At 70.7% G+C, this 15,662-nt stretch carries 14 protein-coding genes and 1 riboswitch; of the genes, 13 read left to right on the forward strand and 1 reads right to left on the reverse strand.

Annotated features, from left to right (window positions below; all coding sequences use genetic code 11):
- Window positions 1-92 precede the first annotated feature (92 nt).
- Window positions 93-632: a TetR/AcrR family transcriptional regulator gene (locus OG422_RS23020; protein WP_143944407.1), complete on the forward strand. Its 540-nt coding sequence runs from the start codon at window positions 93-95 to the stop codon at window positions 630-632.
- 109 nt (window positions 633-741) lie between these two features.
- Here OG422_RS23020 and OG422_RS23025 read toward each other — a convergent pair whose 3' ends face one another.
- Window positions 742-2,127: a murein hydrolase activator EnvC family protein gene (locus OG422_RS23025; protein WP_405745014.1), complete on the reverse strand. Its 1,386-nt coding sequence runs from the start codon at window positions 2,125-2,127 to the stop codon at window positions 742-744.
- 565 nt (window positions 2,128-2,692) lie between these two features.
- Between OG422_RS23025 and rpsB the strand changes: the two genes are divergently transcribed.
- The 12 genes from rpsB (at window position 2,693) to OG422_RS23085 (ending at window position 15,585) form a co-directional block, all read left to right on the forward strand.
- The gene (gene rpsB, locus OG422_RS23030; RefSeq protein ID WP_405745017.1) at window positions 2,693-3,604 is read left to right on the forward strand and encodes a 30S ribosomal protein S2; all 912 of its coding nucleotides are present in this window, start codon (window positions 2,693-2,695) and stop codon (window positions 3,602-3,604) included.
- Between the two features lie 98 nt (window positions 3,605-3,702).
- Window positions 3,703-4,539, forward strand: coding sequence for a translation elongation factor Ts (gene tsf / locus OG422_RS23035; protein ID WP_143943442.1), 837 nt, complete (start codon window positions 3,703-3,705; stop codon window positions 4,537-4,539).
- Between the two features lie 211 nt (window positions 4,540-4,750).
- Window positions 4,751-5,524 carry a UMP kinase gene (gene pyrH / locus OG422_RS23040; RefSeq protein ID WP_405745021.1) on the forward strand — a complete coding sequence of 258 codons (774 nt, stop codon included), beginning with the start codon at window positions 4,751-4,753 and terminating at the stop codon, window positions 5,522-5,524.
- A gap of 176 nt (window positions 5,525-5,700) precedes the next feature.
- Complete coding sequence (gene frr / locus OG422_RS23045; protein WP_405745024.1) at window positions 5,701-6,258, forward strand: ribosome recycling factor; 558 nt, start codon at window positions 5,701-5,703, stop codon at window positions 6,256-6,258.
- Entirely contained in the window at window positions 6,258-7,460 is a 1,203-nt protein-coding gene (locus OG422_RS23050; RefSeq protein WP_405745027.1) for a phosphatidate cytidylyltransferase, read from the forward strand. Before frr ends, OG422_RS23050 begins: the two co-directional genes overlap by 1 nt.
- A gap of 429 nt (window positions 7,461-7,889) precedes the next feature.
- Window positions 7,890-8,246: a WXG100 family type VII secretion target gene (locus tag OG422_RS23055; protein ID WP_405745030.1), complete on the forward strand. Its 357-nt coding sequence runs from the start codon at window positions 7,890-7,892 to the stop codon at window positions 8,244-8,246.
- Window positions 8,247-8,483: 237 nt separating this feature from the next.
- Window positions 8,484-9,491 (forward strand): hypothetical protein, encoded by a 1,008-nt coding sequence (locus tag OG422_RS23060; protein ID WP_405745032.1) that lies wholly within the window; start codon window positions 8,484-8,486, stop codon window positions 9,489-9,491.
- Between the two features lie 157 nt (window positions 9,492-9,648).
- Window positions 9,649-10,215 (forward strand): hypothetical protein, encoded by a 567-nt coding sequence (locus OG422_RS23065; protein WP_405745035.1) that lies wholly within the window; start codon window positions 9,649-9,651, stop codon window positions 10,213-10,215.
- A 100-nt stretch (window positions 10,216-10,315) separates the two neighbouring features.
- Entirely contained in the window at window positions 10,316-11,422 is a 1,107-nt protein-coding gene (gene rlmN, locus OG422_RS23070; protein ID WP_143941547.1) for a 23S rRNA (adenine(2503)-C(2))-methyltransferase RlmN, read from the forward strand.
- Between the two features lie 34 nt (window positions 11,423-11,456).
- A riboswitch (TPP riboswitch) is annotated at window positions 11,457-11,579 on the forward strand.
- A 167-nt stretch (window positions 11,580-11,746) separates the two neighbouring features.
- Window positions 11,747-12,772 (forward strand): thiamine ABC transporter substrate binding subunit, encoded by a 1,026-nt coding sequence (locus OG422_RS23075; protein WP_143941563.1) that lies wholly within the window; start codon window positions 11,747-11,749, stop codon window positions 12,770-12,772.
- A 20-nt stretch (window positions 12,773-12,792) separates the two neighbouring features.
- Window positions 12,793-14,436, forward strand: coding sequence for an ABC transporter permease (locus OG422_RS23080; protein ID WP_405745038.1), 1,644 nt, complete (start codon window positions 12,793-12,795; stop codon window positions 14,434-14,436).
- Window positions 14,437-15,585: an ABC transporter ATP-binding protein gene (locus OG422_RS23085; RefSeq protein WP_405745041.1), complete on the forward strand. Its 1,149-nt coding sequence runs from the start codon at window positions 14,437-14,439 to the stop codon at window positions 15,583-15,585.
- Window positions 15,586-15,662 lie beyond the last annotated feature (77 nt).

A 15,662-nucleotide genomic window follows, 5' to 3' on the forward strand; every position in this document is an offset into this window, starting at 1 on the left:
GGAGCCGACGCGGAGTGCCGCTCGGCGCCGCCCATCCGTAGAGTGGTCAGGTGCCCAGGATTCGAGCGGCCTCAGTGGCCGAGCACCGAACGATGCAACGCGGCGCCCTCTTGGACGCCGCCCGCACCCTGCTGTCCGAAGGCGGAACGGAAGCCCTGACCTTCCCCGCACTCGCCGAGCGCACCGGCCTCGCGCGGTCGTCCGTATACGAATATTTCCGCTCCCGCGCCGCCGTCGTCGAAGAGCTGTGCGCCGTCGACTTCCCGGTATGGGCGGCGGAGGTCGAGGCGGCCATGGAGCGCGCCGACACCGACGAAGCGAAGATCGAGGCATATGTACGACGCCAGCTCGCCCTGGTCGGCGACCGGCGGCACCGCGCGGTCGTCGCCATCTCGGCAGGAGAGCTGGACGCCGGGGCGCGGGAGAAGATCCGGGCCGCCCACGGCGGACTCATCGCCATGATCGTGGAAGCGCTCGCCGGCCTTGGCCACGCCCAGCCCCGCTTGGCCGCCATGCTCCTCCAGGGCGTCGTCGACGCCGCCGTCCGCCGCATCGAACTCGGCGCCGCGGAGGATCCCGAAGAAATCACCGAGGCAGCGGTCGCAATGGTCCTGCGGGGGGTGCGGGGCTGAGGGGGAGGGGCGGGGGCTTGGTTGTTTCGGCCCTTGGGGGGCTTCCCCCTCCCCCTCCCCCTCCCCCTCCCCCTCCCCCGCCCCACCCACCCCTCCACCACCGCGTGCGTCAGCCCGACGGCCTCAGCCGCTGCCACCCCGCCGCCACCTCACCACCCAGGCACTCAGGGCACGGCGCCCCGTCGGCTGACGCGCTCCCGGGCGGCCAGCGCCCTGACCCTGCTGCTCCGACCCTCCACGTGGCCCCGGCCCGAGCGGGCCGCCAGGCGATACCTAGCCCCATTGGCCGGCGCTCGCCGCTCACCCCACCATCCGCTGTCGCTCTCCTCTCGAACGTCTCCCGGCCCCCGCTCGCCCCGTCCGTGTGAGGTCCCGCCGACCGGGGGCGTTCCGGCGGAACCGGGACGCCCGTGAGCGGGAGGAGCCGTGATGGGCCGCCTTGCTGCATACGCGGAGGAATCAGGGTGAGCGGATCGAGGTAGGTCCTCCCGTGCAGGAGGCCCCAGTGGAGGCAGGGCTCGTGGCAGTGGAACGGCCCCTGCTGGAGGATGCCGACCGGCTGACCCGCGTCCACCCGGTCGCCTTTGCGGACCGAAGCTCGTACCGGCTCGTACGTCGTACGTAGTGGCGGCTCTCCGGTGCCGGACAGTTGGATGGTGAGGACGCCCCGGCCTGCGACGACTCCGGCGAAGGTGACCTCGCCGGGCGCGGCGGCCCGGATGGTGGTCCCGGGCGCCGCCGCCAGATCGACGCCTCGGTGCCCCGGCGCCCAGGGAGCGGGCGGCGGCTCCCAGCCACGCAGGATCGTGGGCCGGGATCCTGCTTCGCCGTCCACCGGCCAGGCACGGTCGGCGGAGGTAGGAGGCGGGGCTTCCGCGGCCTGCGGAGCGGTGGGCCCGGGCTCGGCCGGTGCCCCACGTCCCCCCGCGCGGGCGGCCGCCACACCGGTGAGCGCGGCGAGAGAAGCGAAGGCCGCGAACGCCATCAGAGCGGCGAGCGCGCCCCTGGCCGAAACGCCCGTGACCTGCAGGGCAACGCCACCGGCCGGGACATGCGCCACATCGTGCGGCCGCGCGGGCCCGGACTCCGGCGCCTGGGCCAGGGGACCCGGCACGGGCATCAAGCGGCGTCCGTAACCCTGCACTGTGCGTACGCAACGTCCGAAGCCGGACGTGTCCAGCACGTGGGGCCGACGGCCGCGCGTCGTCGCACCATGCGAGCCGGATCGGCGTGCCGACGGAGCGGCCGCGTTGAGCCGCGTGACCGGAGCCTCTCCGGGGGCGCTCCAGCACCGATCGCGTGGCAGGGGCCCGCTCGACCGTGACGGTCGGGCGCGGCACCGCGCACCCAATGGGCCGAATCGCCGAACGCACCACGGCCGACGGCTGCCGGAGGCGGGCGAAGGAAGGACCGAAGTGCGAGGCCCGGAAGGGGACGAAGGGCGGAGGCGGCCGGGCAGGACCCGGAGGCTGGGGAGAGGTGGGAGAAGTCGCATGGATCGACGGTGACGGAGTCCGAACGAGCGCGGGGATCTTGAACCAGATCTGTGGGTAACTCCGCGTCTGTGGACATCCTCCTCACCCGATCCAGTGAGCGCCCGAGCCTCCGGCTCTGAGCGCCTGTGCCCTCGAAGGCTCCGACGCTCCCCTCGACGACAGCCTCATGCGCGACGCCCCGTCACGGTCTCCCCGAGAAGAACCATCGTGGTCGGCACCTACCGACGACGTCCCCATGGCGCAGCCCACCGCGCCAGGCCCATGGGGCCACCGGGGCCATCTATGAGTCCCGCTGCAGGTGAGGCAGCGCGGGGCGGCACCATGTGAAAGGCGTGTGTCGCTGAGCGCGTCGGCCGTCCCGTACACTTCTGGTGGCGATCCGGGTCACCGGGTCGACTTCGCACGCCCCGCCGCCAGTGCATCAGTCCCCGTCGGGCAGCACGGTGGCCGCGCCCCTCGGTCCTCGGACGGTTCCGCAAGGTTCCCTCCCCGGCAGGCGCGTCGGGGCGTCAGGCACCGCGGCCGACCGGCCGCAGTGGAACCGAGAAAACAAGGAGTACGGCCATGGCCGTCGTCACGATGCGGGAGCTGCTGGAGAGCGGCGTCCACTTCGGGCACCAGACCCGCCGCTGGAACCCGAAGATGAAGCGTTTCATCTTCACGGAGCGCAACGGCATCTACATCATCGACCTGCTCCAGTCGCTGTCGTACATCGACCGCGCCTACGAGTTCGTCAAGGAGACCGTTGCCCACGGCGGCTCGGTCATGTTCGTCGGCACCAAGAAGCAGGCCCAGGAGGCCATTGCCGAGCAGGCGACCCGCGTGGGCATGCCCTACGTGAACCAGCGCTGGCTCGGCGGCATGCTGACCAACTTCTCGACCGTCTACAAGCGTCTGCAGCGCCTGAAGGAGCTCGAGCAGATCGACTTCGAGGATGTGGCCGCGTCCGGCCTCACCAAGAAGGAGCTGCTGGTCCTCTCCCGCGAGAAGGCCAAGCTGGAGAAGACCCTCGGCGGTATCCGCGAGATGCAGAAGGTGCCCAGCGCCGTCTGGATCGTGGACACCAAGAAGGAGCACATCGCCGTCGGTGAGGCCCGGAAGCTCAACATTCCGGTCGTCGCGATCCTCGACACCAACTGCGACCCCGACGAGGTCGACTACAAGATCCCGGGTAACGACGACGCGATCCGCTCCGTCACCCTGCTCACCCGCGTGATCGCCGACGCCGTCGCCGAGGGCCTCATCGCCCGCTCCGGTGGCGCCGAGGGCAAGGGTGAGAAGGCCGCCGGCGAGCCGCTGGCCGAGTGGGAGCGCGACCTGCTCGAGGGCGACAAGAAGACTGACGAGGCCCCCAAGGCCGAGGAGAAGCCCGCCGAGGCAGAGGCCGAGCCCGCGGCCGAGCCCGCGGCCGAGCCCGCGGCCGAGGCCGAGCCCGCGGCCGAGGAGAAGCCGGCGGCCGACGCCGAGCAGGCCTGACCTCAGACCGGTTGACGACGGCGGGGGACGGTGCCACAAGCGCCGCCCCCGCCGTCCACCCGTAGATCTTTCGACTTTCGAGAAGAGATTCACAGATCATGGCGAACTACACCGCCGCTGACGTCAAGAAGCTCCGCGAGCTGACCGGCGCCGGCATGATGGACTGCAAGAAGGCCCTGGACGAGGCCGAGGGCAACGTCGACAAGGCCGTCGAGGCGCTGCGCATCAAGGGCCAGAAGGGCGTCGCCAAGCGCGAGGGCCGCTCCGCCGAGAACGGCGCCGTCGTCTCCCTGATCGCCGACGACAAGACCTCCGGTGTCCTCGTCGAGCTGAAGTGCGAGACGGACTTCGTCGCCAAGGGCGAGAAGTTCCAGGCCGTCGCCAACGAGATCGCCGCGCACGTCGCCAAGACCTCCCCGGCCGACATCGAGGCGCTGCTCGCCTCCGAGATCGAGGCCGGCAAGACCGTCCAGGCGTTCGTCGACGAGGCCAACGCCACCCTGGGCGAGAAGATCGTCCTGGACCGTTTCGCGCAGTTCACCGGCGGCTACGTCTCGGCCTACATGCACCGCACCATGCCCGACCTGCCCCCGCAGATCGGTGTCCTCGTCGAGCTCGACAAGGAGAACGCCGAGGTCGCCAAGGGCATCGCCCAGCACATCGCCGCGTTCGCGCCGAAGTACCTCGCCAAGGGCGACGTGCCGGCCGATGTCGTCGAGGCCGAGCGCCGCGTCGCTGAGGAGACCACGCGCGCCGAGGGCAAGCCCGAGGCCGCCCTCCCGAAGATCGTCGAGGGTCGCCTCAACGGCTTCTTCAAGGACGCGACGCTGCTCGGTCAGCCGTACGCGCTCGACAACAAGAAGTCGGTCGAGAAGGTCCTCCAGGAGGCCGGTGTCACCCTGAAGCGCTTCTCGCGCATCAAGGTCGGCATCTGAGCGAGCCGGAACGCCCCGCGCCGCCGGGACCGGCCGCCACGGCCGACCGCCTAGCGCAGGGCAGCGAATGACCCGCGGCCCCATTAGGGTCGTACGCAGTCGGCCGCACACCGGCCGGCCGCAGATGTGACGAGGAGGCCATTGCCGCACAGGGATCTGGACCAGACCCACGGCAATGGCCTCCTTCGTATGTGTACGAGGAGAGCTTCACATGAACCACGGTGCCGACGGCTCGGATAAAGCCGGCAATCCCGACAGCGACGGGAAGGGACGCTTCCTGCTGAAGTTGTCCGGCGAAGCGTTCGCCGGCGGCGGCGCTCTGGGCGTCGACCCCGACGTCGTCCACGCCATCGCACGCGAGATCGCCGCCGTGGTACGCGACGGCTACGAGATCGCCATCGTGATCGGCGGCGGCAACTTCTTCCGTGGCGCCGAACTCCAGCAGCGCGGCATGGACCGGGCCCGCTCCGACTACATGGGCATGCTCGGCACAGTCATGAACTGCCTCGCCCTCCAGGACTTCCTGGAGAAGGAAGGCATCGACTCCCGCGTCCAGACCGCCATCACCATGGGGCAGGTCGCGGAGCCGTACATCCCGCTGCGCGCCGTGCGCCACCTGGAGAAGGGCCGCGTCGTCATCTTCGGCGCCGGTATGGGCATGCCGTACTTCTCCACCGACACCACGGCCGCCCAGCGTGCCCTGGAGATCGACGCCCAGGCCATGCTGATGGGCAAGAACGGCGTGGACGGTGTGTACGACGCCGACCCGAAGAAGAACCCCGACGCGGTCAAGTTCGACGCTCTTGAATACGGCGAGGTCATCACCCGCGACCTGAAGGTCGCCGATGCCACCGCCATCACGCTGTGCCGTGACAACAAGCTTCCGATCCTCGTCTTCGAACTGCTCGCCGAGGGCAACATCGCGCGTGCGGTGAAGGGTGAGAAGATCGGCACGCTCGTCAGCGATCAGGACACCCGGGCCTGACGGCCCCAACTGCCGCGCGGGCACGGGGCGTCGCCCCGCGCCCCGCGGCACCTCCCGTGCACGGGGACGAGACCGGCACGGGGATGGACAACCGCCTGCCGGTCGGACACCGTGCAGGAGTGGACGCGCGGCAGGGGCGAGGCTCTGCTTCTTACGAATAAGACCAGGAGCAAGTGGTGATCGAAGAGATCCTCCTCGAAGCCGAGGAGAAGATGGAGAAGGCCGTCGTGGTCGCCAAGGAGGACTTCGCCGCGATCCGCACGGGGCGTGCGCACCCGGCGATGTTCAACAAGATCGTGGCGGACTACTACGGCGCGATGACGCCGATCAACCAGCTGGCGTCGTTCTCGGTCCCGGAACCGCGGATGGCCGTCGTGACGCCGTTCGACAAAAGCGCCCTGCGCAACATTGAGCAGGCGATCCGCGACTCCGACCTCGGCGTCAACCCGAGCAATGACGGCAACATCATCCGTGTGACGTTCCCGGAGCTGACCGAGGAACGCCGCAAGGACTACATCAAGGTCGCCAAGACCAAGGGCGAGGACGCGAAGATCTCGATCCGCAGCGTCCGCCGCAAGGCCAAGGAGAGCCTGGACAAGCTGGTCAAGGACAAGGAGTCCGGCGAGGACGAGGTCCGCCGCGCGGAGAAGGAGCTCGACGACACCACCGCGAAGTACGTCACGCAGGTGGACGAGCTGCTCAAGCACAAGGAATCCGAGCTCCTCGAGGTCTGATGAACGAGTCATCCTGGGGGGCCTCGCCCGGCGCCGGTCCATGGGGGCCGGCGCCGGACCACGGGGCGGCCCCCGCGCCGCATGGGGCGGCGTCCCCCGCTGCGGCGGGACACTCATACGACGGGGGAGCGGTCGCCCGGACCCGTCCGCTGCCCGTCGTGCCCGACGCCGGCCGACACGAGGACGACGACCGGGACCACCGGGGCCCCCGGGATGACCCGAACCACCGGGACGACCGGGGGGCCACTCGCCTGAGCGGCCCCCTGTTCCGCGACGAAAAGCCGCAGGAGCCCATGGCCACGCCTTTCCCCGGTCCCCCCGGGCACGATGGCTCGACGGACCCGCAGAAGCCTCACCCGACGGAGCCGGAGAAGCCCAAGAAGAAGAGCGCGGGGCGTAATCTGCGCGCCGCGATAGGGGTGGGCGTCGGCCTCGGCGTGGTCATCCTTGCCTCCCTCTTCGTCTACAAGCCCGTCTTCATCGGCGTGATAGCGGTCGCCGTCGTCGTGGGCCTGTGGGAGCTGACCGCGCGCCTCGCGGAACGCAAGGACATCCAGGTACCGCTGATCCCCCTCGCCGTCGGCGGCACCGCCATGGTGGTCGCCGGGTATGTCCGCGGGGCCGGTGGCGCGTGGGCGGCGATGGCACTTACGGCCCTCGCCGTCCTGGTGTGGCGGATGACAGGGAAGCCGGAGAACTACCTGCGGGACGTCACCGCGGGCGTGTTCACGGCGTTCTACGTCCCGTTCCTCGCCACCTTCGTCGCGCTGATGCTCGCCGCCGACGCGGACGGCCCGCAGCGGGTGCTGACGTTCCTGCTGCTGACCGTCGTCAGCGACACCGGGGCGTACGCCGTGGGGTGGCGGTTTGGGAAGCACAAGCTCGCGCCCCGGATCAGCCCCGGCAAGACGCGGGAGGGCCTGGTCGGCGCCGTACTGTTCGCGATGGTCGCCGGTGCGCTGTGCATGGAGTTCCTGATCAAGGGCGGTGCGTGGTGGCAGGGCCTGCTGCTGGGCCTCGCCGTCGCTGCCAGCGCCACCCTCGGCGACCTCGGCGAATCCATGATCAAGCGGGACCTCGGCATCAAGGACATGGGCACCCTGCTGCCGGGGCACGGCGGCATCATGGACCGGCTCGACTCCCTGCTGCCCACCGCTCCGGTCGTCTGGCTGCTCTTTGTGATCTTCGTGGGCACGGGATGACGCCTCCGCCCCACGCCTGATACCACCTCCGTCACCGCATGACGGGAAGCCCCCTGCCGACGGGAAACTGTTGGTGGGGGGCTTCTACGTTGTGTACGGGGCGGCCGCATGGGGCGGTGGGCACCTCGTCGCCCCATGCGGCGGTGCGCCATGCGGTGCTCCCATGCCCGAAATGAGGAGGCCGGGCGGGCGAGGGTTTCCGCCAATTGGCCGTGCGCACGGGGCGGCACGTGACGTGTCCGTTAGCAGTGGCTTCGTGTGTCGAAGACGGAGTCGGACGGAACGGTCGGCGGTATGGCGTGTGGCGCCGATGGCCGGAATACGTCGTGGTGCGGTAGGCGGCCGGTGCGTACCGGTAGATGCCACGTACATGCAGCGCTAGCCTCGGCTGGTTGCAGGCATGGTCCGTACGCACCACGGGGGGAAGCGATGGGATCTCTCGGAGATCTTTGGGACGACGGAACGAAGCTGGTCGGCGATGTCGTCGAGGTCGGCAAGGACGTCATGATGGCGCCCGCCGAGATCGCGCACTGGGTCCTGGGCCAGATGTTCGGCGGCGGCGAGGCGGATCTGCAGAAGATCGCGGCCGCCCTGGAGAAGCTGAGCAGCGAAATGGACGGCCTCACCAAGGAGGTCAACTCCTCGCTCGGCCAGCTCACCTGGCACGGCCCCGCGTCCGACGCCTTCGTCAAGGTCGCGCACGGGCGGGTCAACGAGATGAAGAAGATCACCGACGACCTGTCCTCGCTGGGCAAGTCGGTCGATCGGCTCGCCAAGGTCTACTGACCCGGCTGACCCGGCTGACCCGGCGAAATGCTGACGAGGTGCGGCACGTTGCGTGGTTGCCGGAGGGGCAGGCGCTCTTTCCGGCTCGTCGCGTCGCGCCCGTCGCCCGACTTCCGCGGCGCACCGCCCAGCCTTCGCGCGCCGTCGCTCGACAACCGGGGCCCGCACGGGGCGGGCGCCCCATGCGCCGCACGCGGCGCGGTTCACGACGCATCACGACAACACGGGGGTTGACGGATGGCAGACCACACATTCGGCGTTGAGTTGGCCGAACTCGACAAGATCGAGCACGACTGGCAGTCAGCCAGTAAGCACATGGGGGAGCTCAACCAGCAACTGAGCGACATCAAAAGCACCTTGGTCAAAGCCGCGGCCATCGACCTCGCCGCGGCGCCCATCGCGCAGCTTCCCGGTTTCGGTATCGCCTACCAGGTACTCACGGACGTGAAGGAGATCCTGCAGCTCACCGAGCGCTTGGAGGAACGCAAGGGGCTGCTGCTCGAAGAACTGGCCGAAGACGCCAAGAAGATCAAGCAGGTCAAGGACGAGTACGAGGCCAACGAGAAGAAGATCGAGGACAAGCTCAAGAAGGCCAAGGACGCCGGCAAGCACGACGATTCCCCGCCGCCCGGCCACCACAGCGGGAGCGGAAACGGCACGGGAGGTACCGGAGACGATGGTGGAGGTCACGGCGGGGGCGGACCGGCGCCCGCACAAGGCCAAGGCGACGGCAAGTGGAAAACGGAAGGGGACTGGGACGCCTGGTCGCCCGGCAAGCACCACACCACCACCGGCGCGGGCGTCGAAACCGCCCCCGACACCTCCGGGCTGCCGCAGGAGCGCAAGGACATCGTCGACCGCGCCCTGGAGCGGGTGAACCACCGGATCGGCTACAGCCAGTCGGCCACCACCAACGGCTACCGCGACGACTGCTCGGGCTTCGTCTCCGCCGCATGGGGCCTCAAGCCGCCGGGACTCAACACCTACGGCCTGATGGGCAGCGACACCGCACATCAGATCACCAAGGACGACCTCCAACCAGGAGACGCCCTGGTCGCCGGGGACCACACCGTCCTCTTCGGCGGCTGGGCCGACGCGTCACACACCAAGTACGTCGCGCTGGAGGACAACGGTTCCCAGGGCACCGTCTCGCATGTCATCCCCTACCCCTACTACTCGGGCGACGCCGCCCAGGAGAGGGCGGGCGGGCACCCGTACGTGCCCTATCGCCGTAACGGTCTCTGAGCGTGCTGGGGGCGACGGAGCGGTGGCGTGCGCCGCATGGGGCTGGGCGCACGAGGCGGGCGCATGCCGCCCCGTCGCCCTCCCTCCCGCCCCGTCGCCCTCCCCCTCCGCACACGAATTCCGTCCGCCCCATCCGTATACCGGAGAGAACACCGCGATGATCACCCGCCGCCTGCTCGCCGTAGCTGCCCTTGCCGCCTCGTTGGCCACGCTCACCTCCTGCACGGACAGCGGTTCGGCCGCGGCGCCGTCGGACGGGGCTGCCACGTCGGCGTCCGCTGCGGTCACCGGCGTACCGGGGGCTCCCCGGCCGTCCGGGTCCGCGTCGCGGGCCGAAGATCTCCCGGTCGATCCGGAGCCGACCTTCGACTGCACCGCGCCGAAGGTGCCGGCGGGGCACCGCATGGTGCGTGTCACGGGCGCCCCGTCCGGTGGTGCCGTGCCCGTCCGCGTGGCGCAGTTCGTCTGCGGGCCGAGCGGCGGCGCATACGACGGGACGGGCAAGGCCGGGAGCTATCCGCTCGCGGACGGGGCCACCGGTGAACTCAGCACGGGCGCGACCGGGCACCGCACCGTCACGGCGAGTGAGCTGACCGGGCACCTCGCCGCCTGCCTGCGCCACGCACCGGTCAAGGCCCCGTACTCCTGCTCAGGGGACATCTACGAGATCACCCTCGGCCCCGCAGGCGCCGTCACCCACCTCCGCGAGGTCTGGCACTCCTGACTGCGGGCAGGCCGCGCCCCGTGCCCGGGCTCGCGGGGTGACCGCCCCCACCCTCGGGACGGCCCGGCCCGCCTCAGGGGTCTGCGACACTGGATGCACCATGCCGAAGCCCGGAGAACTCACCTTTGTCGCGCCGCGTGGGGCCAAGAAGCCCCCGCGGCACCTCGCTGATCTCAGCCCCGTGGAGCGCCGTGAAGCGGTGGCCGCGATCGGGGAGAAGCCGTTTCGTGCCAAGCAGCTGTCGCAGCACTACTTCGCGCGGTACGCGCACGACCCGGAGCAGTGGACGGACATCCCCGCCGCCGCGCGGGAGAAGCTGGCGACGGAGCTGCTGCCCGAGCTGATGAGCGTGGTGCGGCACGTCTCGTGCGATGACGACACCACCCGCAAGACCCTCTGGAAGCTGCACGACGGCACCCTCGTCGAGTCGGTGCTGATGCGGTATCCCGACCGCGTCACCATGTGCATTTCCTCGCAGGCCGGTTGCGGTATGAACTGCCCGTTCTGCGCCACGGGGCAGGCCGGTCTGGACCGTAACCTCTCGACGGCGGAGATCGTCCACCAGATCGTCGACGGCATGCGGGCGTTGCGCGACGGCGAGGTGCCCGGCGGCCCCGCGCGGCTGTCCAACATCGTGTTCATGGGCATGGGGGAGCCGCTCGCCAACTACAAGCGGGTCGTCGGTGCCATCCGGCGGCTCACCGACCCCGAGCCGGACGGCCTGGGGCTGTCTCAGCGCGGTATCACCGTGTCGACGGTCGGGCTGGTCCCGGCGATGCTGCGGTTCGCCGACGAGGGCTTCAAATGCCGCCTCGCCGTCTCGCTCCATGCGCCCGACGACGAGCTGCGCGACACGCTGGTGCCGGTCAACACCCGCTGGAAGGTCCGTGAGGTCCTCGACGCGGCCTGGGAGTACGCCGAGAAGTCCGGTCGCCGGATCTCCATCGAGTACGCCCTCATCCGTGACATCAACGACCAGGCATGGCGCGGTGACCTGCTCGGACGGCTGCTCAAGGGGCGGCGCGTCCATGTGAACCTCATCCCGCTGAACCCGACGCCCGGGTCGAAGTGGACCGCCTCGCGGCCCGAGGACGAGCGGGCGTTCGTCCGGGCCATCGAGGCACACGGCGTGCCGGTGACGGTGCGCGACACCCGCGGCCAGGAGATCGACGGGGCCTGCGGCCAGCTCGCCGCCTCGGAGCGCTGACCGGCGCGCTGGTACCGTGTGATCGAACAAACGCACATTCCGACAGGGGAGCGCCACAGCGCTGAGAGTGCGGAGAGACCGTAGGCATACGGGGGATCCGCAGACCCTTGAACCTCGCCCGGGTCATTCCGGGTAGGAAGTTCGGTCATCACTCATGCTGTTGCGCCCCGTGCGGCGCCGCACGGCGCGCGTCACCGACGCGCCCCGTGCGGCGCCGCACGGGGCCGCGTCTCTTCCTGGCCAGCCAGGAGGACATCAGTGGGTCACACCAGCCGTACCACCACCCGCAGAGCCGCCGCGGCCGTCGCGGTCGCCGCCGTCACCATGGGCGGACTCGCCGCCTGCGACAGCTCCGGCGGTGACGCGGCGGACGCCAAGACCGTCACGCTCGTCAGCCACGACTCGTTCAACGCCTCGAAATCGGTGCTCGCCGACTTCGAGAAGCAGAGCGGCTACAAGGTCCGGATCCTCAAGGGCGGCGACGCAGGAAAAGCCGTCAACCAGGCGATCCTGTCCAAGGACAACCCGCAGGGCGACGTCTTCTTCGGCATCGACAACACCCTGCTCTCCCGCGGCCTGAAGGCCGGGGTCTTCGCCCCGTACCAGGCCAAGGGCCTCGACACGGTGCCGGACGCGCTCCAGCTCGACAAGGCCGGGCACCACGTCACCCCGCTCGACTACGGCGACACCTGCGTCAACTACGACCGCGCCTACTTCGCCGCGCACCACCTCGCGCCGCCGAAGACCTTCGACGACCTGATCAAGCCGCAGTACAAGAACCTGCTGGTCACCGAGAACTCCGCGACGTCCTCCCCGGGGCTAGCCTTCCAGCTCGGCACCGTCGCCGCGTACGGCCAGGACGGCTGGCAGGGCTACTGGAAGAAGCTCAAGGCCAACGGTGTCGAGGTCGTCGACGGCTGGGAGCAGGCGTACAACGAACGGTTCTCCGGCTCCGCCGCCGGTAAGGGCAAGGGCGACAAGCCGCTGGTCGTCTCGTACGCCTCCAGCCCGCCCGTCGAGGTGCTCGGCAAGAAGCCGGAGCCCAAGCAGGCCCCTACCGGCGTGGCCACCGGCACCTGCTTCCGCCAGATCGAGTTCGGCGGCCTGCTCACGGGCGCGAAGAACGAGAAGGGCGGCAAGGCGCTGCTGGACTTCCTGCTGAGCCGGAAGTTCCAGGAGGACATGCCGCTCCAGATGTTCGTCAACCCGGTACGCAAGGACGCTGCCGTGCCCGCGCTGTTCACCAAGTACGGCGCGACGATCGGCAAACCGGCGACGGTCGCGCCGGAGACGATCACCGCGCACCGCGAGCAGTGGATCAAGCAGTGGTCCTCGCTCGTCCTGAAGTAACCGCACGGGGCCGCCGCCCCATGCGCGCCACGGCGGCGCGCATGGGGCTGCTGGCCCTGCCGCTCGTCTTCTTCGCGCTGTTCTTCGCCTATCCCGTCGCGGCGATCGTGGGCCGCGGACTCACCGACGGCGGCCACTGGCAGTTCGGCCGGCTCACCGCTGTCCTCGGCGACCCGGACATCCTGCACGTCCTGGGGTTCACGCTCTGGCAGGCCGCCGCCTCCACCGGCCTGACGCTGCTCGTCGCCCTCCCCGGGGCGTACGTCTTCGCCCGCTTCGACTTCCCCGGCAAGCAGCTGCTGCGTGCCGTCGTCACCGTCCCGTTCGTCCTGCCCACCGTCGTCGTGGGGTCAGCCTTCCTCGCGCTGGTCGGCCGCGGCGGGCTCCTCGACGACCTGTGGGGGGCGCGGCTGGACACCACGGTGTGGGCGATCCTGCTGGCGCACGTCTTCTTCAACTACGCGGTGGTCGTCCGCACCGTGGGCGGTCTGTGGAGCCAGCTCGATCCGCGGCAGGAGGAGGCCGCACGGGTGCTCGGCGCCGGGCGGTTCGCGGCCTGGCGCCGGGTGACGCTGCCCGCACTCGGCCCCGCCGTCGCCGCCGCCGCGCTGATGGTCTTCCTGTTCACTTTCACGTCGTTCGGCGTGGTGCAGATTCTCGGCGGCCCCACCTTCTCCACCCTGGAGGTGGAGATCTACCGGCAGACCGCCGACTTCCTCGATCTGCCCACCGCCGCCGTCCTGACCGTGATCCAGTTCGTCGCGGTGCTGGGCCTGCTGGCGCTGCACGCCTGGACGGTGCGCCGCCGCGAGACCACCCTCCGCCTCGTCGACGCCGCCCGCACCGCGCACCGCCCACGGGGCGGCGGGCAGTGGGCGCTGCTGTGGGGCACCGTCGCCGTCATCGTGGTGCTCCTCGTGGCCCCGCTCGTCGTCCTCGTCGTGCGGTCCTTCGCCGGTCCCGACGGCTATGGGACGGTCTTCTACACCACGCTGGGCTCCGCCGCGTCCGCCGACAGCACCTTCGCCGTCGCCCCGCTCGACGCGCTGTGGAACTCCCTGGCCTACGGCGCCGCGGCCACCGCCATCGCCCTGGTGGTCGGCGGGCTCGCCGCCGCCGCGCTCACCCGACGGGGCGGCCGCCTCATGCGCGGCCTCGACGCGCTGCTGATGCTGCCGCTCGGGGTGTCCGCGGTGACCGTCGGCTTCGGCTTCCTGATCACCCTCGACAAGCCACCGCTGGACCTGCGCTCCTCCTGGTGGCTGGTGCCGCTCGCACAGGCCCTCGTCGGCGTGCCGTTCGTGGTGCGCACCATGCTGCCGGTGCTGCGCGCCGTCGACGGACGGCTCCGGGAGGCCGCAGCCGTCCTGGGCGCCTCCCCGTGGCGCGTGTGGCGGGAGGTCGACCTGCCCATGGTGCGCCGCGCCCTGCTGATCGCCGCGGGTTTCGCCTTTGCCGTCTCCCTCGGTGAGTTCGGCGCGACGGTGTTCATCGCCCGCCCCGATCACCCCACCTTGCCGGTGGCCGTGGCCCGGCTGCTGGGCCGCGCCGGGGAGCTCAACTACGGCCAGGCGATGGCCCTGTCCACGCTCTTGATGGTGGTGTGCGCCGGGGCCCTGCTCGCCCTGGAACGCCTCCGCACCGACCACTCCGGGGAGTTCTAGATGACCGCCACCACCATGGCCCGGGCCACCGAACGCCGGGACCTGCTGAGCCTGGACGGGGTGACCGTCCGCTTCGGCGGGCACGGGGCGCCCGCCGCGCTCGACGCCGTCGACCTGGGCATCGCCGCCCACGAGATCGTCTGCGTCCTCGGCCCGAGCGGCAGCGGCAAATCGACGCTCCTGCGGGTGGTGGCCGGGCTGCAGGCGGCCGACTCCGGGCGGGTCGTCCTGGAGGGACGCGATCAGGCGCGGGTGCCCACGCACCGGCGCGGCGTCGGCCTGATGTTCCAGGATCACCAGCTGTTCCCGCAGCGCGATGTCGCCGGGAACGTCGCCTTCGGCCTGCGGATGCGCGGGGCCCGCCGCACCGAGCAGGACCGCACCGTCGCCGAACTCCTCGACCTGGTGGGCCTGCCGGGCGCCGCACGGCGCGCCGTGGGCTCGCTCTCCGGCGGCGAACAGCAGCGGGTCGCCCTCGCCCGTGCCCTCGCCCCGAGCCCCCGGCTGCTGATGCTCGACGAACCGCTCGGACAGCTCGACCGCGGGCTGCGCGAACGCCTCGTCGTCGAGTTGCGTGGCCTCTTCCGCACGCTGGGGACGACGGTGCTGGCCGTCACCCACGATCAGGGGGAGGCATTCGCGCTGGCCGACCGCGTCGTCGTCATGCAGAACGGCGGCATCGCGCAGACCGGCACACCGCTGGAGGTCTGGCAGCGCCCCGCCACCGAGTTCGTCGCCCGGTTCCTCGGCTTCGACAACGTGGTCGAGGCGACGGTACGGGGCAGAGCCGCGGCAACGCCCTGGGGCACGGTGCCGGTACCGCACGGTGCGGAGGACGGCCCGTGCCGCCTGCTGGTACGCCCGGCCGGGGTCCGGCTCACACGGCCCGAGGACGGCCTGCCGTGCACCGTCACCTCCCGCACCTTCCGCGGTACGCATGTGGCTCTCCTCCTCCAGCCCGAGCAAGGCCCGCAATTGGAGGCGGCCTGCATGCTGGGGGACGCGCCGGAGCCCGGGCAGCGGGTGGGGGTGCGGTTCGTCCCGGAGGATGTCGTGGTGCTGGGGGCGACGAGGGAGGGAGCCCCGGGAGACGGAGGGCCGAACCCTGGAGCCCCGAGCCTCGGAGCTACAGGCGAGCAGTCCGAGTAGCGGAGCGCGCGGGACGGCGGTACACGCATGGGGCACGGCGTCGTGGCATCGCCCCATGCGGGCTGCCCCATGCCGCC

This window comes from Streptomyces sp. NBC_01525 (assembly GCF_045040405.1).
GTDB lineage: Bacteria > Actinomycetota > Actinomycetes > Streptomycetales > Streptomycetaceae > Streptomyces > Streptomyces benahoarensis.